General features: G+C 46.3%; 23 protein-coding genes. 10 read left to right on the top strand and 13 right to left on the bottom strand.

All coding sequences use genetic code 11. The annotated features are described in order from the left end of the window. Window positions 1-6 precede the first annotated feature (6 nt). Both ACYVEA_RS13910 and ACYVEA_RS13905 read left to right on the top strand, forming a co-directional pair. A complete protein-coding gene (locus ACYVEA_RS13910; RefSeq protein WP_461114033.1) occupies window positions 7-1797 on the top strand; it encodes a RagB/SusD family nutrient uptake outer membrane protein in 1791 nt (596 codons plus the stop codon). A gap of 12 nt (window positions 1798-1809) precedes the next feature. Further along, entirely contained in the window at window positions 1810-2544 is a 735-nt protein-coding gene (locus tag ACYVEA_RS13905; RefSeq protein WP_461114032.1) for a DUF3823 domain-containing protein, read from the top strand. A gap of 343 nt (window positions 2545-2887) precedes the next feature. On the opposite strand, the gene ACYVEA_RS13900 is transcribed toward ACYVEA_RS13905, so the two are convergent. The 7 genes from ACYVEA_RS13900 to ACYVEA_RS13870 all read right to left on the bottom strand — a co-directional run bounded on the left by ACYVEA_RS13900 (window position 2888) and on the right by ACYVEA_RS13870 (window position 13382). Beyond that, complete coding sequence (locus ACYVEA_RS13900) at window positions 2888-3112, bottom strand: hypothetical protein (RefSeq protein WP_461114031.1); 225 nt, start codon at window positions 3110-3112, stop codon at window positions 2888-2890. A gap of 125 nt (window positions 3113-3237) precedes the next feature. Continuing rightward, window positions 3238-5766: a hypothetical protein gene (locus ACYVEA_RS13895; RefSeq protein ID WP_461114030.1), complete on the bottom strand. Its 2529-nt coding sequence runs from the start codon at window positions 5764-5766 to the stop codon at window positions 3238-3240. Between the two features lie 453 nt (window positions 5767-6219). After that, on the bottom strand, window positions 6220-8046 hold the full coding sequence (locus ACYVEA_RS13890; protein WP_461114029.1) for a helix-turn-helix transcriptional regulator: 1827 nt from the start codon (window positions 8044-8046) through the stop codon (window positions 6220-6222). A 249-nt stretch (window positions 8047-8295) separates the two neighbouring features. After that, window positions 8296-9366 carry an acyltransferase family protein gene (locus ACYVEA_RS13885; protein ID WP_461114028.1) on the bottom strand — a complete coding sequence of 357 codons (1071 nt, stop codon included), beginning with the start codon at window positions 9364-9366 and terminating at the stop codon, window positions 8296-8298. Between the two features lie 216 nt (window positions 9367-9582). Beyond that, window positions 9583-10158: a dihydrofolate reductase family protein gene (locus ACYVEA_RS13880; protein WP_461114027.1), complete on the bottom strand. Its 576-nt coding sequence runs from the start codon at window positions 10156-10158 to the stop codon at window positions 9583-9585. Between the two features lie 2052 nt (window positions 10159-12210). Beyond that, window positions 12211-12420 (bottom strand): YtxH domain-containing protein, encoded by a 210-nt coding sequence (locus ACYVEA_RS13875; protein WP_461114026.1) that lies wholly within the window; start codon window positions 12418-12420, stop codon window positions 12211-12213. Between the two features lie 563 nt (window positions 12421-12983). Then, window positions 12984-13382, bottom strand: coding sequence for a VOC family protein (locus ACYVEA_RS13870; protein ID WP_461114025.1), 399 nt, complete (start codon window positions 13380-13382; stop codon window positions 12984-12986). A 224-nt stretch (window positions 13383-13606) separates the two neighbouring features. Here ACYVEA_RS13870 and ACYVEA_RS13865 point away from each other — a divergent pair, with 224 nt between their 5' ends. Together ACYVEA_RS13865 and ACYVEA_RS13860 are read left to right on the top strand one after the other, a co-directional pair. Then, the gene (locus ACYVEA_RS13865) at window positions 13607-13966 is read left to right on the top strand and encodes a nuclear transport factor 2 family protein (protein ID WP_461114024.1); all 360 of its coding nucleotides are present in this window, start codon (window positions 13607-13609) and stop codon (window positions 13964-13966) included. An 895-nt stretch (window positions 13967-14861) separates the two neighbouring features. After that, on the top strand, window positions 14862-15017 hold the full coding sequence (locus ACYVEA_RS13860) for a hypothetical protein (protein ID WP_461114023.1): 156 nt from the start codon (window positions 14862-14864) through the stop codon (window positions 15015-15017). A 152-nt stretch (window positions 15018-15169) separates the two neighbouring features. Here ACYVEA_RS13860 and ACYVEA_RS13855 read toward each other — a convergent pair whose 3' ends face one another. Next, window positions 15170-15430 carry a hypothetical protein gene (locus ACYVEA_RS13855; RefSeq protein WP_461114022.1) on the bottom strand — a complete coding sequence of 87 codons (261 nt, stop codon included), beginning with the start codon at window positions 15428-15430 and terminating at the stop codon, window positions 15170-15172. Window positions 15431-15721: 291 nt separating this feature from the next. On the opposite strand from ACYVEA_RS13855, the gene ACYVEA_RS13850 reads away from it, so the two are divergent. After that, window positions 15722-15961, top strand: a complete 240-nt coding sequence (locus ACYVEA_RS13850; protein ID WP_461114021.1) for a hypothetical protein — start codon at window positions 15722-15724, stop codon at window positions 15959-15961. A 126-nt stretch (window positions 15962-16087) separates the two neighbouring features. Here ACYVEA_RS13850 and hemF read toward each other — a convergent pair whose 3' ends face one another. The 3 genes from hemF to ACYVEA_RS13835 form a co-directional block, all read right to left on the bottom strand. Then, window positions 16088-17029, bottom strand: a complete 942-nt coding sequence (gene hemF / locus ACYVEA_RS13845) for an oxygen-dependent coproporphyrinogen oxidase (protein WP_461114082.1) — start codon at window positions 17027-17029, stop codon at window positions 16088-16090. A gap of 93 nt (window positions 17030-17122) precedes the next feature. Continuing rightward, window positions 17123-17749, bottom strand: coding sequence for an AlbA family DNA-binding domain-containing protein (locus ACYVEA_RS13840; protein WP_461114020.1), 627 nt, complete (start codon window positions 17747-17749; stop codon window positions 17123-17125). Window positions 17750-17984: 235 nt separating this feature from the next. Further along, window positions 17985-18461 (bottom strand): hypothetical protein, encoded by a 477-nt coding sequence (locus tag ACYVEA_RS13835; protein ID WP_461114019.1) that lies wholly within the window; start codon window positions 18459-18461, stop codon window positions 17985-17987. A 524-nt stretch (window positions 18462-18985) separates the two neighbouring features. On the opposite strand from ACYVEA_RS13835, the gene ACYVEA_RS13830 reads away from it, so the two are divergent. Further along, on the top strand, window positions 18986-20002 hold the full coding sequence (locus ACYVEA_RS13830; RefSeq protein WP_461114018.1) for a bile acid:sodium symporter family protein: 1017 nt from the start codon (window positions 18986-18988) through the stop codon (window positions 20000-20002). Between the two features lie 6 nt (window positions 20003-20008). Here the strand turns inward: ACYVEA_RS13830 and ACYVEA_RS13825 are convergent, their stop codons facing one another. Continuing rightward, complete coding sequence (locus ACYVEA_RS13825) at window positions 20009-21709, bottom strand: glycosyltransferase family 39 protein (protein ID WP_461114017.1); 1701 nt, start codon at window positions 21707-21709, stop codon at window positions 20009-20011. A 419-nt stretch (window positions 21710-22128) separates the two neighbouring features. Between ACYVEA_RS13825 and ACYVEA_RS13820 the strand changes: the two genes are divergently transcribed. The 4 genes from ACYVEA_RS13820 to ACYVEA_RS13805 all read left to right on the top strand — a co-directional run bounded on the left by ACYVEA_RS13820 (window position 22129) and on the right by ACYVEA_RS13805 (window position 25182). Continuing rightward, window positions 22129-22533 (top strand): hypothetical protein, encoded by a 405-nt coding sequence (locus ACYVEA_RS13820; protein WP_461114016.1) that lies wholly within the window; start codon window positions 22129-22131, stop codon window positions 22531-22533. Window positions 22534-22643: 110 nt separating this feature from the next. After that, the gene (locus tag ACYVEA_RS13815) at window positions 22644-24068 is read left to right on the top strand and encodes a GH1 family beta-glucosidase (protein ID WP_461114015.1); all 1425 of its coding nucleotides are present in this window, start codon (window positions 22644-22646) and stop codon (window positions 24066-24068) included. A gap of 307 nt (window positions 24069-24375) precedes the next feature. Then, complete coding sequence (locus tag ACYVEA_RS13810) at window positions 24376-24765, top strand: hypothetical protein (RefSeq protein ID WP_461114014.1); 390 nt, start codon at window positions 24376-24378, stop codon at window positions 24763-24765. A 210-nt stretch (window positions 24766-24975) separates the two neighbouring features. Then, window positions 24976-25182, top strand: a complete 207-nt coding sequence (locus ACYVEA_RS13805) for a hypothetical protein (RefSeq protein WP_461114013.1) — start codon at window positions 24976-24978, stop codon at window positions 25180-25182. A 156-nt stretch (window positions 25183-25338) separates the two neighbouring features. Here ACYVEA_RS13805 and ACYVEA_RS13800 read toward each other — a convergent pair whose 3' ends face one another. Beyond that, the gene (locus tag ACYVEA_RS13800) at window positions 25339-26031 is read right to left on the bottom strand and encodes a hypothetical protein (RefSeq protein ID WP_461114012.1); all 693 of its coding nucleotides are present in this window, start codon (window positions 26029-26031) and stop codon (window positions 25339-25341) included. Window positions 26032-26074: the final 43 nt, after the last annotated feature.

The following is a 26074-nucleotide window of genomic DNA, read 5'->3' as shown; positions in this document are numbered from 1 at the left end:
ATGACCATGAAGAGTCTGAAAATATACATTATCCTGCTGTGCATCGGTGGCTTATATGCCTGTAATGACAGCCTGCTGGATAAACGACCGGTAGATTTATTGACGCCTGAACAGGTTTACAACAGTCCGGAAGCGGTAGAAGCCTATTTCGCTACGTTATACAAGGACCTCCCCATCGAAGATTTTAGCTTCTGCAACGGCCGGTTTGGCGAATTTCCGGGCAACGGTGATGGCTATACATCGAACTGGACCTGGGAAACCACTAACTCGACCAATGCCTCGAACAACGACGAGAACTGGGGGAAACTATACCGGGCCATCCGCAACGTGAATACGTTTATTAAAGAGATTGCCACGGTTAGTGTTCCTGAGGCTACTAAAAATGCCTATGTTGCCGAAGCCCGGTTTGTGCGGGCGTACTATTACCAGGAACTGGTAAAGTTTTGGGGTGGCGTTCCTATTCTGTTAGAACCGCAAACTATCACCAACGGTAACACGGCTGACCTCAACCTGCCCCGGAGTAAAGAATCTGAAGTCTGGGATCTGGTTGAGTCGGACCTGGACTTCGCGGCCGCCAACCTGCCCCCTGCCAGCGTATACGGCCGAGCCAATAAGTACGTAGCGTTGGCGCTATTGTCCAGAACCATGCTGCATGCCGGTTCTATTGCCAAATTTGGAACAGTTCAACTGGACGGTTTAGTGGGTATCGATCCGGCAAAGGCTACTTTGTATTTCCAGTCCGCCTACGATGCTGCCAGGAAGATCATCGATGACGGAAAATATAGTCTCTTCAACAAATACCCGACGGATAAAGCGCAGAACTTTCAGTTGCTCTTTTACGAACTCCAGGGTAATCCGGAAGCGATTTTCTGCAAAGGCTGGGACTATGAGTCGACCCGACGGACGCATTCGCAGGATCTGATGGCGTTGCCGGTGGTCATCCAGTCGCCCATTGGCTATGCCAACCGCATGACGCCCACCCTGGATATGGCCGAGCGGTTTGACTACGTGGACGGCTCACCCGGCACCCTGAATATTGGCACGCCCACTGCCTATGTTCATTATAAAAATCCCCAGGATGTGTTCAAAAACAAGGATCCACGCTTTTTTGGATCTATTATCCCGACCGGAAGCCCTTTCAAAGGAGTAGAGGTTACCGGTCAGCGGGGTGTTATTTACAATGGCATAAAATACAATGGCACCGCACTCAATCAATATTTTGACATTGACAAGAAGCAGATTTTAGCGGCACCAACGGCCAATTCTGTCCGAGCAACCGGCAATTCCGATAACGGTGCTATTACGTTCTGGCAGAAGAAGTTTTTAGATCCTACACGCCCCGCCAATCTATGCGTGGACTGGTCATCGGAAACCGACTGGCTGGATATGCGTCTGGGCGAAGTGCTGCTGAATTATGCCGAAGCCGCTTTTGAAGTTGGCAAGCCTGCTTCAGAAGCGCTGACTGCCATCAACCAACTCCGTACACGAGCCGGTGTAGCCCCCCTGACCACCATCGACCGGGATAAAATTCGTAAAGAGCGATCGGTAGAATTAGCCTTTGAAAACCGAACCTTCTGGGATCTACGTAGATGGCGCACCTTAACGACTGAATTCAGTGGCTGGATTCCTACTGGGCTCTATATCTATTACGACGTCAATGCGAAAGACTATGTCTTTGAGAAAACACCGAATGGTGGTGGAAAAACCTATCAGGCTAAGGATTATTACTTCCAGATTCCGGCTGCCGAACGTAGTAAAGCGGGCTCTAAACTAGGCAACGGAAACCCGGGCTATTAACTGTACTAAACGATGAAAACCCAACAACTCATTTTTGCCGTTTCAGCGCTGCTGAGCATTACGTTTAGTGGCTGCAACAAATGGGACAATTTTGTCCAGCCAGCATCTGGCATCTATGGTAAACTGACCGATGCCGAAAATGGCCAGCCGCTGGAACTTCGGCAGCCGGGCGGAGGAACCGTGCGATTTATTCAGTGGGATAAAGCCAAATACCCGAATCCAGGTACGACCGATATTGAATTAAAAGCTAACGGTGAATTCGCGTCCACCCAGTTTTTTGCCGGTACCTACAAAGCCTTCCCGCGCGACGGTGCCTTTCTGTATCAGCCCGCTGATTCGGCAACCATACAACTGACAAATGGAAATCGGACCGAAGTAAATTTTAAGGTGACCCCATTTTACCGGGTTACGGCGAGCGTATCCGACAGTACGTTTACATATACAATCACGAAACCGGCCGCTAACACGAGCACGAAGATTTCACAACTCATTTTCATGATCAGTGATTATCAGATTGTGGATGAAAGCGTCAGTTCCAATGCGTCAGGGTATTTTATTAACCTGTGGCGACAGGATATCCCGTCGGCAACAACGGATGCCAGCATCGTGGGCACTCCCCGAATTTTCACGTTCAAATGGGCAGATACCCATTTACCCAAGGGACAGTATTACTTTAGAGTCGGAGTCAGAACAACAGCCGTGGCAAAGTATAACTACAGTCCCGTTGTAAAAGCCACTGTTCGTTAGTATTGCTTATGAGCTATACTCCAGCGTTCCAGTCCGCTATGTAGATACGTCCGTTAAATAGATTGTAGGGACATCCATCTACCTGGCGGACTGGCAAAGGGTAAAAAAGAGCCAGGTAGATGGATGTCCCAGTGTTGAATTGAGACCAGCATAGAGTGCCCTTTGTCGGTTGCTGGAATCGTTTCAATCAGTTCTGTTTGTGCCAGGGTCACAAAATGCCTTTAATGCCTTTGTTTCAAAGTAAGACGATTCGCAGTGACAAGTGGTCCTTTTGTAGAGATATTGGATTAGCAAGAATAGAATTTGAGCTGGTTCATTAAACCCTATCTTCCGGTGGCTCTCTCTAATGCCTTTCAACAATGAATAACCATTCACCCCATTCCAGGTTTCTCTTTTCGCCTGTACACGTATTAAACTGGTCTGTTTCGACTTGATTCAATCGCTCATGTGTAGCCCAAAGTTGGTCGAACAAAACCCTTCCTGGCAGCGTCACACTGACACCGTGGGAAGGAAGTACCGGCATCGCCAGTAGAAACAGGAAGAGTAAACGCACGTTGGTCCGTCTCATTAATCGTCTTCGTTTGTGGCCTTTTCCAGATCAACCTGACCGCGTAAATCCAATACGAGCCATTTGACTAAGCAACCAAAGCGTATTCTTGCCGGGAGCGTACCTACTAGCAGTGGCGGTAGGCATCATTTATTAAAATAGTCTATCTTCTCTGCGTCCGTATTATTGGTAATGCGCACCTCCCCTCCACTGTCACCCTCTAGTACGGCACTTACACTCAACTGACCCCGCGTATTGCCCACCACCAGGCTGCCCACCAGCCCCACGGAAAGCTGACTACCTGACCCTAAAACCTGACTCGTGCGCAGCACATAAACGTCAGGATCGCTGCTGTCGAGTGACCATAGCTCGTTCTGAACTTTCCGAGCGCCAACCGTCGTGGCACTGGCCGGTAAACTTAACTGCAGCATCGGGTCCCGGCTGATTCGCAGGTTGATAGGGCCACTGGTGGCCAGGGTGCCCACATTGACTACTGATACGATCACGCTCACCGAGCTGGGACCATACACCAGGCCGGGGCTTACATACAGCAACGGCACCAGGTCGGAGGCCGGACAGGCGCCATCTGAGCGGACCGTCAGCGTAAAGTAATCCGACTGAACCGCACCAGGTCGACAGGCGTAGTTGATGTAGACCTGGTACGTACCGGCGTCGGCCCCACTCACGCTGGAAAAGCTCAGCACTGGGCCCGACTCGGCCAGCCGCTGGCCGTCTTTGTACCACTGGTAGCTGGCGGCCCCCCGAGCCACGAACGAGAAGCTGAAGGGGCTGCCCACGCAGGCCGTCGCCGAGCTGGGTGCCTGGCTGATGACCAGTTCACTGCCGGTGCCATTGCTACAGAAAGCCCCGAAGTCCCCTCCACCAGGCAGGTTAGGGTTGCCCGTAAAGTTGATCTGAGCCCGTCCGCACAGGGCCGTATAGTTGCCGGGGAAGCAGCCGCTCAGTTGGTTGGTATAGAGTTGCAGGTTCTGGAGCTGAGTGAGGTTACCCAGGCTGGCGGGCAGGGTACCGGTAAGCGCACTCTCATTGAGCAGCAGGTTCTGCAACTGGGTGAGCTGGCCCAAGCTGGTGGGGATGGTCCCCCCCAGTTGGGTGCGGCTGAGGTTGAGCGTTTGCAGGGCCGTCAGGCTGGCGATGCCCGAGGGGATACCGCCTGTCAGGGCATTGGCCCCTAATTCGAGGCTTTGCAGATTGGTGAGGGCCGATAGACTGGTGGGCAGCGTACCGACGAGGTTATTATTGATCAGATTAAGCCCCGTCACCCGGCCGTTGGTACATGTAACCCCGTACCAGCCGCAGGGCGAGCAGCCCGTCAGCCAGCCCGTTTTGTTGGTCCAGTTGGCTCCGCCCGTAGCGTTGTACAGATCAGCCAGGGGCTGGTAGTCCGGAGTTTGGGTTGTCACCGTCAAGCTGGTGGTGGCGGTGACTACACTACCACCGCTAGCCACGGTGAGGGTGAAACTCTGGGTACCTGAGCCCGTGGCCGTCAGGCTCTGGCTAAAGACGGTGCCCGTAGCCGTACCCTGTTTAGCACTGCCCGCCCCATTAGTAAGCGTATAGTTGTAGACTCCCGATACGTTGCCTACCGTAGCGTTGAACGTGACGGCGCTACCCACACACACGGGATTTGGGCTAGCGGATAGGCCCGAAAGGGTGGGCAGCAGGCTAAACCGCTGAATCCGATTGTTGTAAGGGTCGGCCACATAGACGTTACCGGCTGCGTCCACCGCTACATCCACTGGTTGAGTGAGTTGATTAGCCGCGTTGCCTGTTCCATTGCCTCCAGCCACAGTCGTGCCAGACGTAGCCCCGGGCGCCCACTTCTGGATGCGGTGGTTTAACTGGTCAGCCACATAAATGTTACCCGCTGGATCTACCCACACGTTCACAGGATTAGCTAACTGGTTAGCCGCGCTGCCCCGTCCATTGCCTCCGGCCACGATCACGCCCTGGTTGGACCCCGGGCCAAACTTCAGAATGCGACTGTTCCCCCCATCGGCCACATAGATATTGCCCGCTGCGTCCAAATATATGCCCAAGGCTTCAGGACCGCTGGCCACAGTCGTGCCACTGCTGGCACCCGGCACCCATTTCTGAACCCGGTGATTTTGGGCATCGGCCACATAGACATTGCCCGCTGCGTCCACCGCTACGTCGTCTGCAAAATAGAACTGATTAGCCGCCGTGCCCTGACCATTGCCCCCCGCTACGGTTACGCCCTGGCTAGACCCCGGCGCAAACTTCTGGATGCGGTAGTTGCCGAAATCGGCCACATAGAGGTTCCCCGCTGCGTCCACCCACACGCCTTGGGGAAAATTAAACTGATTGGCCGCGTCGCCTATCCCATTGCTCCCGGCCACGGTCGTACCGCTGCTGGCGCCCGGCGCCCACTTCTGAATCCGTTGGTTATACGTATCGGTCACATAAAGATTGCCTGCAGGGTCTACATAGATGCCTAGTGGGTTAAACAGTTGATTGGCCGCGCTACCTCGGTCATTGCCCCCGGCCACGGTCACGCCGTTAGGATTGTAGGATTGGGCCAGAACCGTCGGGATGCTCAACACTAACCACAAAATAGTTAAGGCGAGGACGGCTGAACGCTCTCCCAAATTAATTGCCCGGTGCAGCCAGGTAGAAATAAAACGTAAAGACATATCAAAAGTAGAGTAAGAAAAAGAGATTGGCTTGCTGGTGAAATGAATCCGTCGGAGCGGTTATGGGCTAACGCCTGCAAAGTTGGTTGTACGTACCCATCAGCGTTGGTACACAGGTAAAGTGGATTAGAGAATACCCCAGCACGGCGTACTGGCGTTAGCGACTCCCCGCAGGTCAGCCATGGCGCTTGCCGAATCCGCCTTCGGGTCTGTAAGTGGGTGTACGTTAGCGAATGGATTGAGCCCTAGCCAGCAGGGACAAACCCGGTGCCGACTTACCAAACAGCAGAATTGAGAGGCAACAAGAACAGGTTGTTTTCATAAATTATAATGCGCGTTGAGTTCAGACAGTAGCTTAGTTTAACTACGTCAAAAGACGGCTATAAACTATGAAAGCCCTATTTAGGGGCGTGGACAAACGCGTGGACAATAGTAAAAGGCACTGTCAGTCAGTCAACTAGGCGGGACGTCCTGTGATTCATTCAGCAGGGGTAGTAGCGGAGAATCACCGTGGATACCGAGTTTTTTGCGGAGCCGATACCGGGTTTTACGGAGTGATTCGGGCGAGATACCCAACATGCGGCTCATCTGCCGGGAATCTATCCGGAGTTGAGAAAGGGCAAGCAATCGCTCTTCAGCGGGGCTGAGATCGGAGAATTGGGTTTTCAGCTGCCAGAAAAAGCCCGGATGCACCCGCTCGAACCGTTGGCGAAACTCGTCCCAGTCGTCGTTGGTCAGCAGGCTGGAGTTAACCAAATGCTGGCGGGTATCAGCGATCGGGTGGGTGTTGGGGCCGGTCGTCTCTGAGATGGCGCGATCGGCCAGTTGAGCAGTAATGGTATCAATGAGGGACTCCTTTTGGCTTAGGTTATGCATGAACCCTGCCAAGTCAGCTTTGGCCCGGCTCAGTTCATCCTCGATTAATTGCTTTTCAAGACGTAGCGATTTTTCCTTTTCTGTATCAATAACCCGCTCCTGACGGCGTCGGATTTGGCTGAGGGAATAAAGCCGGATAAACAGCCCGGCCAGCAACGTCAGCCCGGCGGCTACCAGCCAGAACAGCGTTCGCTGGGATTTTTTTTCGACTTCAATAGCGGCTACCTCCGCTTGGTGCTGCTGAATCATGAGCCGTTGATTGACCAGCGACAGGCGTTCGGAGTTATAGCGTTTGTTGATGCGCTCCTTCAGTACCGTCAGGCTATCCAGGTATTCATAAGCAAGGGGCAAATTACCAACTGCGTAGTAGTAAAGCCGGGACAGGTCATAGTAGTTTACTGTACCGTATTCATCCTGTAGATTCGAAGCAAACTGGCGGGTTCGTTTTTGTTGACGAAATTGAGTAGTTCGTTGTAAATAGTAACGGCAGCTGTCTAATTGACCAAGGCGAAAAAACACATTACCAATCCGCAGGGCTGCCTCGTTGGGCAATTCGCGTGTTTGGCCGAACCGGCGAATAAGATCATAACCCACTCGGTATAACGGCAGTGCATCAGCCCATCTCTTTTGGTAGGCATATTCATTGGCCAGGTTGGTGGAAATAATACCCACCCACAACGAATCGCCATAGGTGATGGCTACCTGACGGGCTTTCAGGAAACTGCGTTCGGCCAGTACAGATCCGTCTGTTCCCGTCTTGGTATAATGGAACATGTTATGCGCCAGCCCCAGCGTATTGTAGTTTTGGATGGCCAGGTTCGAATTAAAGGGCGGGTAGCGGATCGCTTGCTCAAGCAAACGAATGGTCTTATCGTATTCCCTGAAATAATGATAATCGAACGCTAGTTCGTAGAGATACCGGCTGATTTCGGGGATGTGCTGGTAACCAATTTCCTGAAAAGCTTTGTTGGCACTTAATAGATGCTCAAATGCCTTACCATATTCTTCGTTCAGAAAAAAATACTGCCCGGCAAAGTGCTGGCAAACAGCCGCAATCTGCGGATCGTCGTTTTCAGCGGCCTGCTTGCCGACCGCGAGAAACAGGGCGGCTTTCTGAGCGTTACTTAGGGCCGTATTTTTAGCGTAGGTATCCCTTAAATAGCGGCTATAGCGAGTCAATTGATCATCGTCGGCTTTTTTTGCCAGACTATCAATCTCCTTCAGCAGTTGAAACGCATACGTTCGATTTTGGGTAACGACCACCGAGGTATCAAACTGATTTAGCAGCAGAATCACCCGGCGGGCAGGTGTCGCTTTTTCTAGTTGATGCAGAAATGGAGTAGCTGATACGAATAATGAATAAAATACACTAAGAAGTAATAAACAGATATAACGAGTAGCCATGAAATCGTCTTAACTAAAAACAGAGTTAACCAAATGCATTAAAAGACGGCTGGTCTGCTAAAACATTGGATAAACTACGAATTGTACCCAATATATATACGCTCCGGCGGTGTAAACCGGTTTTACCAGTAGGGCAAAAACCCGTTAAATGCCGTTTTTTTGCTCTACTGATTCGCTAAGCTGGATTAGCTAAAGCCTATCCTATTATTCACCACCTTATCCAGTTAGTATCGTGGCCACAGCTTTTGGTTACCGACGGCCGGACAAATAACGCCGAATGGGTTCATCATATAGGATCAGGACCAGATAGGCGAATGCACTAAGAACAATCACTCCACTAACCACGATTAGTGACAGATGTAAGGTATCCGGTTTATGACTGGCCAGATAGCTACCGAAAATCCACATAGCCCCGTAGTGGGTCATATAGAGCGGATAGGAAAGTTTACCCAGAAGCACACACAGTTTTTTAAGGCCAGGCGATAGGCTAGCCCCCGCTCCAACCGCAATAAGAGCCGGAAAATAGCCCAGCACAAGGATTGGTTCGGTTAACCAGTTCCACGGGGTAGAGGGCAGAAGAAAGGCCAGAATTAGCAGCACGGCCACACTTACGAAGCCAAGGTTATTCCTAAATATCCAGTTGGCCCGGTAAATAAACAACCCCGCCAGAAACGAGTACGCTACACGGGCAAAGCCATCCCAGAAATTGGATCCTGCCCAACCACCCAGCAGATTACCGGCCCGGTAGCTAACCAAACACAGGGCCACTGCGGCCAGTACGATCAATACCGACAGATAGCGACGGCTGATCCGGTAGAGGACAAGGGCATAGAGGATGTTGGCTATGTATTCCCAGAATAATGACCAGGCTGGCGCATTAAAACTAAAAAGGTTGAAAGCCCGCTCTTTCATGATGGGCAGCGGAATGAGGCACAGCGAGCAAATAAAGGTCAGCAATAGATTTGCCCGACTAGATGAATCAGGCTGGGCCGCAAAGGGATCGAAGAGAAACCCCAGCAAACCTATTACCGTTCCCAAAACGACCAGGGGGTGCAATCGGATCAACCGTAGTTTAAAAAAAGCTACGAGTCCCAATTGCCGAATCCGGTCGTCGTAGGCATAGCCAACGACAAAACCCGATAAGCAAAAGAAAAAATCGACGGCTAGATAGCCGTGGGCTATGAAATTGCGGCTGGGATCGGGAAACACCCACTCCATGAAATGAAAGACTACGATAGCCAGGGCCGCCACCCCGCGCAATCCATCCAGCATAGCAAAGTGGGGCTTTTGGCTTAACGTAGACGAAGTTATTTCTCCCATGTGTGCGATTGCATCTCGGCCTAGAACCGGCGCATTTACATTCAGTTAACCCATAAGTTTAGGCAACTTTACGAATAAGGATATAGCTTTTTTTATGTTAATCATAACGAGCGATTCGGCAACTTCGCACAACCGCTTTTTTTGACACCAGGCATTATAAGTAGTATAGATTTCGGCCAGAAGAGGCATACCTGATTAGTTTTTCCGGTAACAGGCTTAGGTTCGCAGCGATCCAACGTACCGGTACGTGTTTATGAACACCCCCGTGGACGTAACCTTCGTGCTGACCAAAGCCAGTTCGCTCGGAGCGCCACTGTCCGAAAAAAAGCGTTTGCCCCGGCCCAGCAAGACCGGGTAGACAAGCAGCACAACCTCGTCGACCAGTCCATGGTCGAGCAACACCGACGTCAACGTTGAACTTCCCCAGACGATCAGATCAGGGCCGTCCGTGGACTTAAGGCCGCGAATACCTTCTACAATGTCCGCGCCTAAGTGGCCGATCGGACCCCATTCAAGGCTATCAGGCCTGTGTGTGGCAACGTATTTGGTTGCAGCATTCAGACCGTTCGCTATCGGACTATTTCCGGCCCCCGACCAGTAGTTGGACCACAAATCGTAGGTACGACGGCCAAGCAGCAGATCGAATAGTTTGCCTTGTGCCTCAATGACGGCCTCTAACCCAGCCGGGCTTCGATAGGGTGTCGTCCAATCGCCATGCGCGAAATTTTCGTCGTTTTCGTGCTGGATCACGCCGTCCAGTGAAGTATGCTCCAGAATTTTAATCCGTCTCATGTTATTTGTCATTCGTTTACTATTTGTACAAAAGTAAACCGGACGAAGCACGGTCCTAAGGGGTAATCATGACAATACAAGGGTGTTTTTGTGGCCATTTGCAACTGCCCAAACCGAAACAATACTTTATGGAGTCATGAACAGGCTTATGCATACATGTTTCTAATAAACAGCAAATGCTCAAATTGAAGGGCATTTGTCTTATCATCCTAGTGGCTGTTGCAAAAGTCGATAGGGCCACAAATCAGCTAGTAAAATAGCATTATTTTTTTTCTCTTGGTCGAGCAATTAATGTACCCAATTCAGGCCCAGGTTGCCTGGCCCGGACTTTTGCAACAGCCATTGCACTTATAGTACAAGTGAAGAAGGGATAATATACCATATTCCAACTATCTGCTTTACAAGATGGTCTATAACCAAAATGCATAGAATATGAAAACGATAGGGTTTCTCTTGCTGATGACTTGTAGCGTAATAGTTAGCTGTAAGGAAGTACAACCTACGGAAAAAGCCGCCACCATAACAGGCCGCGATTATACGTATTGCGGATTTTGTGGCGGCTGGTTAGTTTCGGTTGATTCAACCACATATCGAGCAAGCCTTCCCCCCTCTTACGAAAAAGAAAATAGTCAGGTTTGGATACGCTATGAATTGAATGAAAGTCCAGGCTACAAAGCTGGTCATTGGATAAAGATTAAGTCAATTCGCGCGCGCTGATCTTATTACAGTTCCAAGTTTTGTTTCCGTCACTAAGTTTACCTTATTCTGCTTATATTTCCTTTACATACTCATAGTGGCTGTTGCAGAAGTCCTGATCAGAGCAAATAGGCGTTACTTGTACACTTTTCCCGTCCAGTCAAAGGCTAAAACACCCTGGTCAGGAAGCTCACACAAGCGAAAAATCGACTTTTGCAACAGCTATAGCGCTTATATAACAATTGAAATGATGACTACTATTCAACCTATCCGTACTCTTTTCATCAACGGTATTATCGTTTTGTTCATCCTATTAGTATTGGTCGAAGCTGTGACCTGGACTATTGCCAGCGAGGCTAAGTTGAGTTTTATCAAAGAAAATGGTGATATTTTGACTTACTTAGGTCTGTTGGTCAGAAACACTATACTGCCTGAAATGGTAACCGTCTTCTTCCTAACACTGTCGGTGAACGGGACTCAGCATTGGGTCAATTCAAAATTCGTTAATACGACTACGAAGTCATTGGTTTCCTACCAGCTTATCTTTTTACCGGTACTACTGGTTATCTACCTTATTTTCATTCCCTTCACCCAGTCTGTTCGCTATTTGCTAGTTGAGCTTTCCAATTACTCGTTTACTAACTACTGGCATAGATACATAACAGATAGTTACTCGTTCGCGTCCTATTTCAAATACCTATTTCCAGTCTTGTTTATTGGTTATGGTGCCCTCAATATATCTTTATTAACTAGATCTTTGAGAAACGATTCAGTAATGGGGTACTAGTAAATTTTAAAGACTCACCTAGTGGGTAGACTATGAGCACTCAAGATTTGATTTCATACCATAAAGTTGTGGCTGTTGCAAAAGGAAATGGTTCGTTCAGAAAGTCGAATAATAGCTAAGCTATGGGACTAATTTGCAGTAGAAAACCATTGGCAAACGGTAAAAATGGGTCGGCTCAGACTAGTTGCAACAGCCACCCTACTTACACGACAAAAGAAGGCATTTCGAATTACGTAGTATAGTTTGTTTAGTATCTTCGCCGACCATCATTAGTTTAGACAGCACTATGTTAGGAGACAGCCCCACCACCGATCAAGAGCCAGAACCCGACGAGGACCTTGACGATCCATATGTACATCTTGTATCAACCGAGGAGTTTGTGGAAACTGCCGAAAAGGGTAGCCAAGAGCACGAAGAATGAAAATCAGCTACGTGTGCGTATCTGAACTAGACCAGCATCCCGACCGATAGCTTAATACGGTATAAAAGATGAAGCCTTGATTACAAAAAATCAAGGCTTCGTTTTGTTAGGTCGGGCACATTCAACGTAGGCCGTTTGCCCTGTGGGCTCAAGGGCGCACACTGGCCATGGCGCCTTCGGCCATCTCTACGGTTTTATCCCACTGCTTACTCATGCTTTTGGTCAATTCCTTTGTTTTCTTATCAAAGGCCTTCACCATCTTTTTGCGATTTTTCTTCCCTGAATCAGGAGCCGTCAGGTAACCGATCACCAGTCCTGCAACGACGCCTGTCAGTATACCTGTCAAATAGTTTTTCATAGTCAATTAAATTTTAGTGGTGAATGATTACGCACAACTCTGCGGTAAAATCATGCCAATTAATTAAAAAAAGGCCATAATCTAACACCGCCGAGAATGACCCGCCATCATTTTCTTATAATAAAAGAAAGTGCTCAGGCCAGGCAGCTGTATTTGTTACCCAGAAATGTGGTTTTAGGTATTCTGAGTAGAAGCGTCTTCAAATAGGGAAATCAAACGTAGTGTTTTAAATTTAGTACTGGAAGTCTCTGACCAATTTATACAAGAGTCCTATGGAACAGGTCTTTTTTTATGGGTGATCGTTGACAATTAGTTTTTGATTTACAACGCTTTTCATTTCTAATCAGGTATGTCCTGAACTTCTCTTGAGTTGTACCCTTGATTAGTACTTAACACCCTTCCCGGCGATTCTCCACAGACATCCACTTTATGCTTACTCTGACAACTAAAAAGGCCGTAGCATCCGCAGCAACAGGTCAGACACCTTTCTGTAGCACAGCTACTCAAAACTAAAGCGTCCGAATTCAAACCATGGATTCGGACGCTTTATATTTAGTTAAAGATTAACTGTTCTGTTCATTATTCTCAACTATTGACAAAATATTACCCGATGGGTCGGTGAACCAGGCGATGGTTGGCCCCTGTCCACGAACAATACCTTTTTCGTCGGTTTTAATTTCGCCGTCGTATTGCTCAAACGCAATGCCAAGTCCTATCAACTCATCGACCGTTTTGTCAACATCCGCTACCGGAAAATTAAGAACCGTAAACGAGGCTGGCGTATGGTCAGGCTTGGGATAGATCATAACAATACCGCCACCACTAATATGCAGGGTTAATAACGATGAACCCTGCATTGGTTCTTCGCTAACCTCCAGCCCAAGCGTCTGCTGATAAAACTCTTTTGCTTTTTGCAGATCATTTACCGCAAAACTGCTAAATGCTTGTGTGTTCTTAAACATACTATTATTGTTTATGTCGCTAATCAAATACCTGATCAGGCAAACAAATTTACTCGTATTACGTCGCTGGATAAGGGGGTAAATGCGGCAATATAAGGACGGAATGACGGCAACATAGCTACCGTTTTATCAAGCAAAACCTATATAATCTCAACTTTCGCCGACGCTAACTGTCGGATGATTCACCGTATTTTTGACTATATAAATAGATACTGATGTATAGTATGAATTACCGCGAACTACTTAACCGCGCCTATCATGCGTTCAACGCCAGAGATATTGATGCTGTGCTGGCGCTAATGCATTCCGACGTTGACTGGCCGAACGGCTGGGAGGGTGGTTACGAACACGGGCATGATGCAGTACGAACGTACTGGACACGACAATGGCAGCAACTCGATCCCTATGTTCTCCCAACTTCATTTCAACTGGGGCCTGACGGAAGAATCGAAGTTGTAGTTCATCAGGTTATCAAAGATCTGGCAGGGCAAATTCTGGCCGACACTCAGGTCAAACATATATATACGCTAAAAGGAGGAAAAATAGCGAGAATGGATATTGAACACATTGAAGACAATAGCTAAGCCATAAATAGACATAATAACTGTCGACTACGTTATTTAATTACGGCTTCTAACGTTCTATAAAAATGCGGGCATTATCCTGCCAATCGAAGCCCTGGAGCCACCTGTTATATCCTCACATTACCTCCGTTGGTGGCTTTACAATGGTCACGAACAAAATACCTCCCAAGTCACATAAGCCAACATTTCCCAAACATCGGCTTGATCATAGCCGTAGACTGATAGCAAGCAGACCATTGCAAATACCTCATTATCAAACTTTCACCTCCATACGCTTTCTTATTTAAGCTCAACTTGCTTTACTATTTTCAGAGAAGCATTAAGTTTAATAGAATTGGCAAACTGGGAGATCACCGTAAAGGGTAGGGCTTGGTATCCAGGCAAGCGAATGTATACGGTTAAAATAGGACTAGCTAATCATTTATATCATAAGTGATCTTATGCTGATCAAATGATCACTTCCCTCCTGCCCTACCTCACTTGTTACCAAATACTGATGAGTCGACTTGCTTGGATAGATTGTAAGTTGAACGTATTGGAACAAGTTGCACAACTTCTTTGATGCAGAAGGAGTCTTGTGAGATCAAAAATTAGACAGATAGTAGAAAACGACTCACAATTATCATTACTTTCTAATGCGTATATTGAATACAGTGAGTTAATGAAACTATCGAAATGAAATCTCAACAGGGTGATGGTATATACTATGTTCAGTCTGTCGAGTTGGCCTTTTCAGTATAATATTGCCTCTTAAGAGATTTTTTTAGCATTAGCGAACCAATTGAGCATCTTACCTACCAGTTTAGGAGTATGTATAACCGTTTATAGAAAAAGCCTGGATGATGATTCAAGCTTGCCGTACTTTTAAACTTAATCGCTATACGAACTACTACCGATGAGTAAACCTGTACTGATAACGCTGCTGGCGGCTTTAGCCATGCTACCTTTTTGTCTACTTGGTTACCTCAATTCGTTTGTGATGACACCAATGTGTTTATTCCTATTGTTGTGTCTGTTAGTACTGGAAGCCCAAAAAAAGCAGGGAAAATGAAAATTATTCCTCTATCATAAATGCGTTACTACTGTTGTTCGAAGGAAGCTTTATCACGCATCAACGCCATAGCTAAACTAGCAAGACGTCGAAATCTGCATCACAGTTGCAACTGTGATGCAGATTTCGACGAGCAAAACATATGCTGTTAGTTAAGCAAAGTCATACACTCTCACATCTTCCTTAGCAGACTCATCGTTTTTTTCGAGGATGTCAAGCACGGCATTGGCGAAGGCAACTTTATCCGACTTTCGGTACTGCTCAACTCGAACCGCACCAGAAGGTGCTTTGAAGTATCGGTTAACTTTTTGGCAGGCTGCCCACACTTCAGGGTGCAACTTGATTTTATACTGGCGGATAGGTGTGTCAGCACTGAACCAGAGATTCGCGATATTTTTTACTATCAGTTTCATTACATTACAGAGCCCTTTGTTCGCAGAGAAACGTTGAATTTCTTACAATGTTATAAAAAATATTTGGTATTAATCAAAGTTTAATCTTTTATATAGAAAGAAATAGGGCCCTAAAGCCGTTTTTTCACCCTAAATAAGTATCAAAAACAATGGAATAGTATCATTATCAGGCTCATACGAACTATGCCTTTTAACTATAGAAAAATCCTCGGTTTTCATTAATCTCGAGTGAATATATTCAGCAGATCAGTCGTATTTCCTACCTTTACCGACCCAACTTAATGCAGACACATGACTAACAACAAAAAGGAAATTGAACTAGCGAACGAGCTAACCCATAATGTTAACGATGCCTTGAACAGAAAAATTGAAGAGCGGTTCCGGGCAGCGCTGTTCCTGGCTGACCCCAGTTTAAACATGGATACGGTCGTCGTGATCAGCAATGTTGAGAACGATAATGAGCTAACCGTTGATGGTGTAGACGACGATACAATTGACAAGGCAATGGCTATTTTTGAAGCCGAACAGTAGTAAAAAAGGCCCGGCTCAAACGGCCGGGCCTTTATATAATCCCATAATATAGCTTACACCTAGTCTGTACGCCACGGTCAGAAACTACGTTGCAAAGAGAGAAGAAAAAGGTGTAGCGTGGATTAACTACGTCCACGTTACACCTTTTTTGAGCAAACCTATTGTTTGCTCTTCGTGACTACCGGGTTCAGGTCGGAAGTCGTATGCCCAGTTAGCCTGAGGAGGCATGCTCATCAGAATAGATTCAGTCCGACCGTTGGTTTCGAGGCCGAATTTGGTACCCCGGTCCCAAACTAAATTAAACTCAACGTAACGTCCCCGACGTAAAAACTGCCAGTTTTTTTCACGTTCACCAAACGGCAGACTACCATTTTTCTGTATAAAGTAGGTGTAGATGGGCGCGAAGGCGTTGCCTACATCCTGCACAAAAGCGAATAGATCTGCTTTATGCGCAGCATCAGTCGGCTTCAGGTAATCAAAGAAAATGCCCCCGATACCCCGTGTTTCCTGGCGGTGCGGAATGTAAAAATAATCATCAGCCCAAGCCTTGAATGTAGGGTAGTGAGCTGGATCGTGTCGATCACATACCATTTTAAGATATTGATGAAACCAGCGGGCATCTTCGTCTACGACGTAGTGGGGCGTTAAATCAATGCCACCACCAAACCAGCTTTGACCGGTGCTCATCTCAAAATACCGAACGTTCATGTGAATAATCGGCACCATCGGGTTTCGCGGATGCAATACAATCGAGACACCCGTTGCATAAAAGTGGGGTGTAGCCTCTCCCCGCTGATCCATCAGATTAAGCGAACGTAGCGTGGCTTCCGTGGCTTCACCCTGAACAGCCGAGAAGCCAACACCTCCCTTTTCGATAACGGTTCCATTGGTGAGGGTACGTGAGCGACCACCTCCCCCACCCGGACGTTCCCAGGCGTCCTCCCGAAATTGTACTGACTGCACTTCTCCCTGACCATCCGCCTTTTCTAATGCCTGACAGATGCGATCTTGCAGGTCCATAAAGAAAGCCGTGATTGTTTCTTTTGTAATGAGTTGTTCCGAAGTCATCATGGTGACAAATTTCGCAGTTTTTTATCAGGGTGATATAGAAAGCGCTTCTTAAATAGACCGAAAGGAGTCTTCACCGGACTATAAAACCAACTATTCTGTTAGCTTCAGTGCATAGCGCACGGGACGCGATTTGTCAATCAGGAGCAATAGGCCCTGTTCGGCAAGTTGACGCAGGAGCTTGCCAGCCCGGTAAGCAGAAATATTGATTAGCCTGGCAAATTTGTCAGCCGTAACATCGTCATTTTTCCGTAGGTACTGAATTAACGTACGCGCCATTGGTGATTTAACAAATTCGGCATTGGCTACTTCCGGCGCTATAATCAACTTGTTTGTGGGTACCGATTTATCTTTTGCCCGGACATAGATTGTTCGCTTTCCGGCTTCATTTACTACGTAGTGCGGCTTCTCATTGCTTTCCGAAACACTGACTACCAACACGGTTCGACCGTCGGGGGTTAGCGTTTCATAGCTAATCGAGAGGGCTGGTTCAATTAATCGGTCGGTTGCATCTTCAATCTTACCCACTTCTCGAAACTCCGATGGTACACCCACGATTTTCCCATCATCATTGACGCCGATAAGTATGGTTCCCCCTAACGTATTAGCAAAAGCAGCTAATGTCCTGGCAATACGGTGCGACGACGAAAGATGCCGTTTGAACTCTAATCGTATATTTTCTTTCTGAGCAATAAGTTCTTCGAGTTGATCGCGGGTCATAATCAGGTAACCGGAGCTTTAGCCATTTGTTGTCTTCAATTATAATTTTTAGACTAAAATATCCACAAAGATAACATGTGAGTTTTCACTATAAACAGATTAATGATGTCAAATTCAGTCGTATAAGATTACTATATACCGTGGAAAATAAAAAAGCGGACAACTCGTCCGCTTTTTTATTTTCCAAAATAGCTACAGCACAAAAAAATCTATATGTAGCTAGTAAATAGCTTTCTTATTCAACTATTTTAGGTTTGCGACCACGGGGCTTACCTGTATATTCAGTTTTTGGGCTTTCATTGGCTAATTTCAGTTCATATCCTGTTACGCCTGCGCTGTACTCAAAGGATTTGACCGTAAACGTATGCTTTGTATTTGCATAGTCGATACCCCCTTTTTGTAGAATATAAGGCAATGCAACACCATAGCTTTTAGCCGCTTTCTCCAGTTCAAATGTCTCTTCTTCGCCTTCGGTACCTGGAATTAGATAAAGGGATTTAATTTTCCGTTTTCCTTCCTGAGTACCTATTTTAAATTGATTGCTTTGCGGATCTAAACCTAATTGAGCGATCGTTTTATCGGGGAATACCAGCTTTCCCGTTGACGAGATATAACCAGTAGCGGGAGTTGTCTTAACCTCTTTTTCCTTTTTATTCTTCTTAGATTCGCTGTTCTCATTAGGCGAAAAGAACCGAATTTGCTTAGCTTTCATTCGTTAATTTATTTATTGTTCTTAAAGTATCTCAAGCGCAAATATAGTGAGTCTGATTACCAAAAAAACATTTTATAATACATAAGTTAAAATATGTCAAATTGAGACTCAGATTTCACTATTCTTCTCTATAAACAATACAGTTAACGTACATCATATCTATACCTGGAAAAAATTCCTATAGAGTTTCACTTTACTACACAGAAAGTTTATTTAATACTAGAAATTTCCTTATTTATTCGCTCCTGGTAATTCAGGTAGCTTATCGGTGCCAACAGACGATACATACTTTTAGTGGCGCATAACTACTAGACATAAGCACGGCATATTTCATTTCGAACGACCAATTTCTTACAATAGAAAACAACTTCCATTCTGGTTAGCAACCTGTTTCTTTACCAATCTCCCACTAATTGCAAATGACATCTAAACGATCAATGTTGAACGCGTCTTCGCTACTGTAGCCGTGCCGGATGGTTGCCAATAAGCTAAACGAAAGTCGATCAATGCCGGTTACTATTCATATGGCAAAAATTACGTTAAGCTCTTTACTGGCTCGGGTTGGACTGGATTGGTTTATAATCGCTCTGGTGAGCATGATTGGCCTGGCCAAACTCTGGCCCGGACCCGGGATTCAGGAAGGGCCATTTTCATTGTCGTCTCTGGCGAATTTTGGCGTAACGATGATCTTTTTTTTCTACGGCCTGAAGCTGAATTTTGCTCAGCTTCAGGCTGGTCTTCGTAATTACCGACTTCATTTAGTCATTCAACTTACTACGTTTATCATTTTCCCGGCTGTGGTGCTGGCTGCCAGAGCGTTGCTGATGACGCCCGACACTACGTTGCTCTGGTTGGGTATATTTTATGTAGCCGCATTGCCATCTACAGTTTCGTCATCCGTAGTGATGGTTTCAATCGCAGGCGGCAATATTCCAGCGGCCATTTTCAACGCCAGTATTTCCAGCCTGATCGGCGTTTTTGTTACACCTTTATGGATGAGTTTTTTACTGGCTAATACCAGTGGGCAATACGATGTTGCGGGCGTCATTGGCAAATTGACGATACAAGTCATTGTGCCGGTTATGTTGGGTCTCCTCCTCAATCGCAGACTGGGCTGGCTTGCTGAGCGAAACAAAGCATGGTTACGCTATTTCGATCAGCTCACCATTCTCGTTATTGTCTACACAGCCTTTTGTGAGTCCTTTTCACGCAATTTATTTGCGAAATATTCGGCAGGAGATTTACTGTGGCTAGCGGGTCTCCTGCTAGGTTTGTTTTTCCTCATGTTCGGCCTGATTACCTTATTCGGTAAGTGGCTTGATTTTGACAGAGAAGATCTGATAACTGCCTTATTTTGCGGTTCTAAAAAGTCGCTTATCCAGGGAACGGTTATGGCAAATATGTTATTTGCGGGCAGCATTGCCGGTGTCGTGCTACTACCCATTATGATCTATCATGCGCTCCAGCTTATTGTAGCCAGCATACTGGCGCAGGGAAGTTTAAAAAGCCCGGGTATTTTTCGAGATTATTCGAAGACCTGATATACACTAACTGGTCGATTTCAGGGGTGCTCGCCCGTTCTTCTTGCCGATAATAACATGCGTCATGCCCCAGGGAAGCCAGCTGTCGACTTTATGTTGCTGAAAAAGAGAATAACCGGGCAGCACGCTGGCCCCCACCACATACGTATCATCATGAACCCACCACCAGCTTTTGCCGGGGGCAGGCTTGAATCTACTCTCATATAAATACCACCCATTGAACTCAAATCCGCCGTCGATCTGAGTCGTTAATACGCCTTCCTTCATCAGATTACCCAGGGCTTGCCAGCGAACGCGGTTCCAGGCCAGGTAGTCATGCGTACCTGCGACACTGAACAGGGCATAACCGACAAATAGACTCATTGATAAATAAAGCGGCAAACGCCGTGGGCGATCCGTCTGATTTTCACCAAAATTTTGCTGGACAATGTGAACCAGCACGATTATTAATACGGGCAATAGCAATAGATAGCGATCAAACAAGCCCTGCAAACCCAGTGGAAAAAAGTAGACTCCACCAACCGAAACCATAAGAATTCCGATCGTACGTTGAGGTACACTAAAGGGCCAACGAGCTAAATACTTTACCGCTCGGATCATATAAAAAAGTAGACCAACGCTACCCAGTAAACTAAAGATTGTGACGCATACGGTTATAAAATAGAGTAGACTGGGGACCGGAAATCCATATAAACGAAAATAAATATCGCGCAACAAAACGGGTCCCAGGCCAAATGCACTTATCGTATTCCACCAGATCGGCATGTTCATACCATCGAAAAAATAATGCCAGAGACTAACAACGATACCTGCCAGTAAAAGCCAGAGGCCAATATTTTTTCGGAAAGCTGATTGACTGCTTTTTGTCAGGAGAAGCAAAAAGTATGGGAACATGAATAAACCCAAATACATCAGCGCAATGAATGTATTGTGGATGAAGCCCGAAATAAGTTGCAGTTTATAATAACTCAGGTGTAAAAAATTGTTCGCCTGTGCATTATATACGTGCCCCGTACCTTCAAGTACATGCTCAAGCCATTTCTGATAAACTGCCTGAACCAGTACCCCTGTAATCGCACTCCCAAAGGCCACTACCAGACTCTTGATCGAGAAATTCTTTCGGGCAACGTAGGCCACGCTAAATCCTACAAAAAGTATAATCCCAAACTGCCGGATTAATAGCGCAACAACGGCCAGCAGAAGACCAATAATCAATTGACGGGTCGAATCCTGTTTTAAGCCCGTTACCAGATAAGACAACGACCAGACAGTCAGCGCGTAAAACGGGACATCGGTCATAAACGTAGCCGATAAATTTAAATATAAGGGATTCACCAGTGTGAGAAGCGTACCGATGAAAGCGGTTTTCCGGCTGTCGGTTGCTTTATCAAGCAATTGATACGTACCCCACAATCCAAATAAACCGGCTACCAGTGTGGATATACGAAGGGCTGTAAAAGAAAAGCCGAAGGGCAAACAGAATAAAGCGCCCCACCCTATTTGAGCAATTAGATTGACAGCGGTCCAGCTTGAAAAGAAAAAAGTGCCTTTTTCAACCAACACTTTCACGGATTGAGCATACGCCCAGTCATCGTTGAAAGGGAATTCACCAACTGGATTTATTAATACCGCCAGAAGCGCCCATAGCAATGAAATAAATAGTAATTGTTGTTTTTTACTCGACAAAAAATTAAAAACACTTGTCATAAAATACTCGAATGAGTCTACGATTTTCGATAAACGTGGATCTGACTAAAAGCAAGGTTGTTGATACTCAACTTGATTAGTCTTTTTCAATTTCTTAATCGGGCAAGATAGACTGAGTTCCACAACCCACCTAATGACCGGGTATCCTAACTTGCGAAAGTAGACGCTACACGAAGGAGTTACAAACCTACTATTGGCGGCAAAGATAACTACTACGTATCCTTTGCTCTTTATTATTTGGCAAGTTTATGGTTTTACGATTTTCTGGACAGCATAAAAAAACGGCATTCGGTAACAGCTTACCCACGTTTAGCCAGCAAAAAACGGCATTCAGCAATAAGGGCCTATGCCCTTGTTAAACGCAGACGCCCCGTTTGTCTCTAACGATCAGTTAACCTTAAAAAAAACAACAACTGACCATGAAAAAGACAATCGCTGCCGCCCTGACTCTCTTCACCTTAGCAACTGGTGTAACCTTCGCACAGGGAGTCTATTCAAGACCTTTCGACAATCGTACCAATCAATATGGCGGTCAACGTAACGACCGTGATCAGTATCAGGATGAGGTGAAAATTGACCGTATCGATGCTATTGTTGGTCTGTCGCGCCGTCAGGAAAAACAACTACACAAGATCGAAGATAACTACGATCGTATTATGTCGACGTCCCGCATGACACCCGATGGCCTGCGTCAGCTTCAACTCCGTAAACGTCAGGATATGCTGGCCGTACTGACTTCGACGCAACGTGACCGATTATTCGCGGCTCAGCAAAGCGTGCCTTATAATAGAAACCAACCCGCTCCTTACGGCCGTCGTGGCTAGGTCCCTCTGAATCCTTTGCTTTCCCCAGTCCGGTATGTTAAATTATCGGGTTGGGGAATTTCCTTTTCAGCTATGCCTTACTTTTACGCGCTAGCCAGCCACGTAACGTAGTGACGAACTCCTCTCTCTCACCAACCAGCTTTCCGACGTTCAACCGCCATGATTTTGGTTCCGATTTTATCTGGGGCACCGCCACCGCTGCCTATCAGATTGAAGGAGCCGTCGACCGCGACGGGCGTACACCCTGTGTATGGGATACGTTCAGTCGGCAGAAAGGTAAAATCAAAACCGGCGAAACAGCCGACATTGCCTGCGAATTCTACGATCGGTACGAATCCGATCTCTTGATTCACAAAGAGTTAGGGTTAACCGCGTTTCGGTTCTCGCTGTCGTGGTCGCGTATTTTGCCCGATGGCGTCGGTCCGCAGACTGGGGGACGTATCAATGAAGCCGGTTTGGCGTTTTATGATCGGCTTATCGATCATTGCCTTGCGCTGGGCATTACGCCCTGGATCACCCTCTATCACTGGGACTTACCGCAGGCGCTCGAAAACAAAGGGGGCTGGCCGAACCCAAAAATTGTCGATTGGTTTGCTGACTTTGCCGACGTTTGCACCAAAGCTTTTGGTCATAAAGTACAGCACTGGATTATCCTGAACGAACCATTGGCCTTTTCCATCCTGGGTTATTTTACCGGCCAGCACGCACCCGGCCGGAGGAGTTTCCGAAACCTGCTTCCTGTCATTCACCATACCACGCTGGCGCAGGCAGAAGGGGGTCGGGTGGTTCGACGGAACGTCGCGAATGCACACGTAGGTACTACGTTCTCCTGTTCACCCGTTGATCCATTTACGCCCAGCGACCAGGCCGCAGCCAGCCGCGTTAATGCACTCATGAATCGGCTTTTCATTGAACCCGCCCTTGGATTGGGGTATCCGACCAAAGAACTGCCCTTTCTGGCTGGGATTGCCAAAAAAGTAGCCCGGCCCGGCGACATGGATCGATTAGCGTTCGACTTCGACTTCATTGGATTACAGCATTATTTCCGGGCGGTGGTCGAACAGTCTTATTTTATGCCTTATCTCTGGGCAAAAGATGTTTCGCCACTCCGGCGGAGCGTCCCTACAATTACCGAAATGGGTTGGGAAGTCTATCCCGAAAGCATGTATCGGGTTATTAAACAATTCGGCCAGTACGAAGGCATCAAAAAGATGTATATCACCGAAAGTGGGGCGGCCTTTTATGACACCGTTCAAGATGGTAGGGTGAATGATACGGCACGGGTTGACTATCATCAGAATTATCTGCAAAATGTCCTGCGGGCTAAACAGGAAGGTTTCCCGGTAGACGGATATTTCGCCTGGACGTTTCTGGATAATTTCGAATGGGCCGAAGGCTACAGACCTCGTTTTGGATTAGTATATGTTGATTTTCGCACGCAGCAACGTATCGTGAAAGCATCAGGCCGCTGGTTCCAGCAATTACTGACTGATCAGTCAATAGTTAGTTCAATAAGTAATTTATCGGGTCAATAAATCAGTTAGCGTTAGTTTTAAACCCTTAAGTCCATTTCAACTAATTACTAATTAGTTACAAGTAGGCTTATATGTTTATAATCGATATTTATATAAGTATTTACATCCGCTTGCGACCAGTCATTGCTAGTTTATAGCCATACTTTTGATTCATTCTATATAAACGAATACATCTTATTCTATTAAATTTTATCGTAGTTTCGAGCCAACTAACCTTTTGGTAAATAGTGCTTTACTTTCGGAGTTTTAAGTAAACTTCCCCAAAAGCATTAGGCACAAAAAGACGTTTCGTAACAAAAACTGGGCTATGACTAAATCTAAAATAGTTAACTCGCAACATGAAAATAATGAAACTGATCTTCAACGTATGATAAGTGATTGGGTTGATGCGATGAAGGCTTTTAATCAATGGAATGATAAACTGATTAGCCTACTTGAGGCTCATTCTCTGACGCATGAAGATGTAATTAACCCCCTCGGTAAAATCGGCAATCAACAGGCGATGACAGATCTCATGCAACTACGTCTGGCTTTAGTAGATGTACTGGAAAATCTTCTAATGGATGTAAGTAGTATAAGTGAAGAACATGAAACGGTATTAAAAATAAAAAAGCTTAAAAAGCAAACCCAAACCATTCAGCAATGGAACAAAAAGATTCGGCGGGCTCTTAAAATAAACTGCGGTGGGATAGCCTGAATTTTCCCTAAAAAAACAAGTATAGATCCACGAAACGTCAAAGCTTAGCGCGCATTTCTGCTGGTATCAGCGACGCTACTATTCTAATCATTAGCCCGATTTATAATTTTTTTTAATAAATAGAACGTTCCTATACTTATTTTTAAACAAATAGATTGAACAGTCGTTTGAAGCTGTGTTAAAATTTACTTTTCTATCTGGAGCCAAACGATGACCCAATCAAAGAAAAATGTCAATATTTTATTAGAACAATATGTATTTGAAGTTGCTGCCAGATTCATAGATGAGGCATCTCCAGAAGATCAAACCAGATTAATGAATCTCCTCAATACGATTGAAAAGTCCTCCCGAATTACAAACAGCCAGCTTGAAAGTTCGAAGGAAATGGGAGCTAATCGTCGTCCGAATCTTCAATGATACGTTTAATATTCTACTAAGTCGAGCCGATTGTTATTCATGTATCAGCCTTAAGTAGATGTGATATAAATGTAGTGCTTCTACAACTGTGGAACGGCTTTTAATAATTCCGTCCAGAACAACGTATTAGCCTGACACCCAAATAGGCAATCGACTCTATTTTTTTATTCTATATACGACACCAGCCCGCCAGAATTGAGAGTAAACTTTCGCATCCGTGTAGCGATTAGCTAAATAATTCGATAAGCCGTAAGAGTAACCCACACTTAATCCGAACGCCCGGTAATAGCCCGTCAGGTTCAGGCGTGGCCGAAAATCTACATCAGGTATTCGCTGGCTTGGCGCTGCCGGTGTTGGAAAGGATGAATTGTATGTATCCAGCGTCCAGGATTCCCGACTACGTAACCCAATAGCAGCGTCTAAACCAAGTGTTGCATCTACAGAAAACCGTGCATCACCAAATCGCTTTCCCACGAATGGACTCAGATTGACGTATTGATTCTGAAGACTACCGCGTCCATTAGTTGGGCTATTTGAAAAATCTCCGATTATTTTCGTTATGGCAACGCGGCTGGTTAGTTGTTCATAGCCCGCCTGAATTCCATAAATCAGCTTACGTTTCGTTACCGATTGAATTTGCCCGGACAAGCTGTAACTGGCCCCACTGGCACGACCATACGGATTACTGATAAAAGAATTGCCATTGGCGTTCAATCCCGTTTCATTGACCGAGTTTGGTCCCCGGTATGAAAATAAACCCGAACCCACCTGTATCGAAGCTTCAATACGTTGACCATAACTGGCAATACTAGCCGCTGCAAGTCCGATCAGGCATAAAATTTTTTTCATGTGTAATTTAGTTAAGGCGCTTGTTTTACAACAGACTGTTGCT

The organism is Spirosoma jeollabukense (genome assembly GCF_054777855.1).
This window is presented reverse-complemented; position numbering and strand designations above follow the sequence as displayed.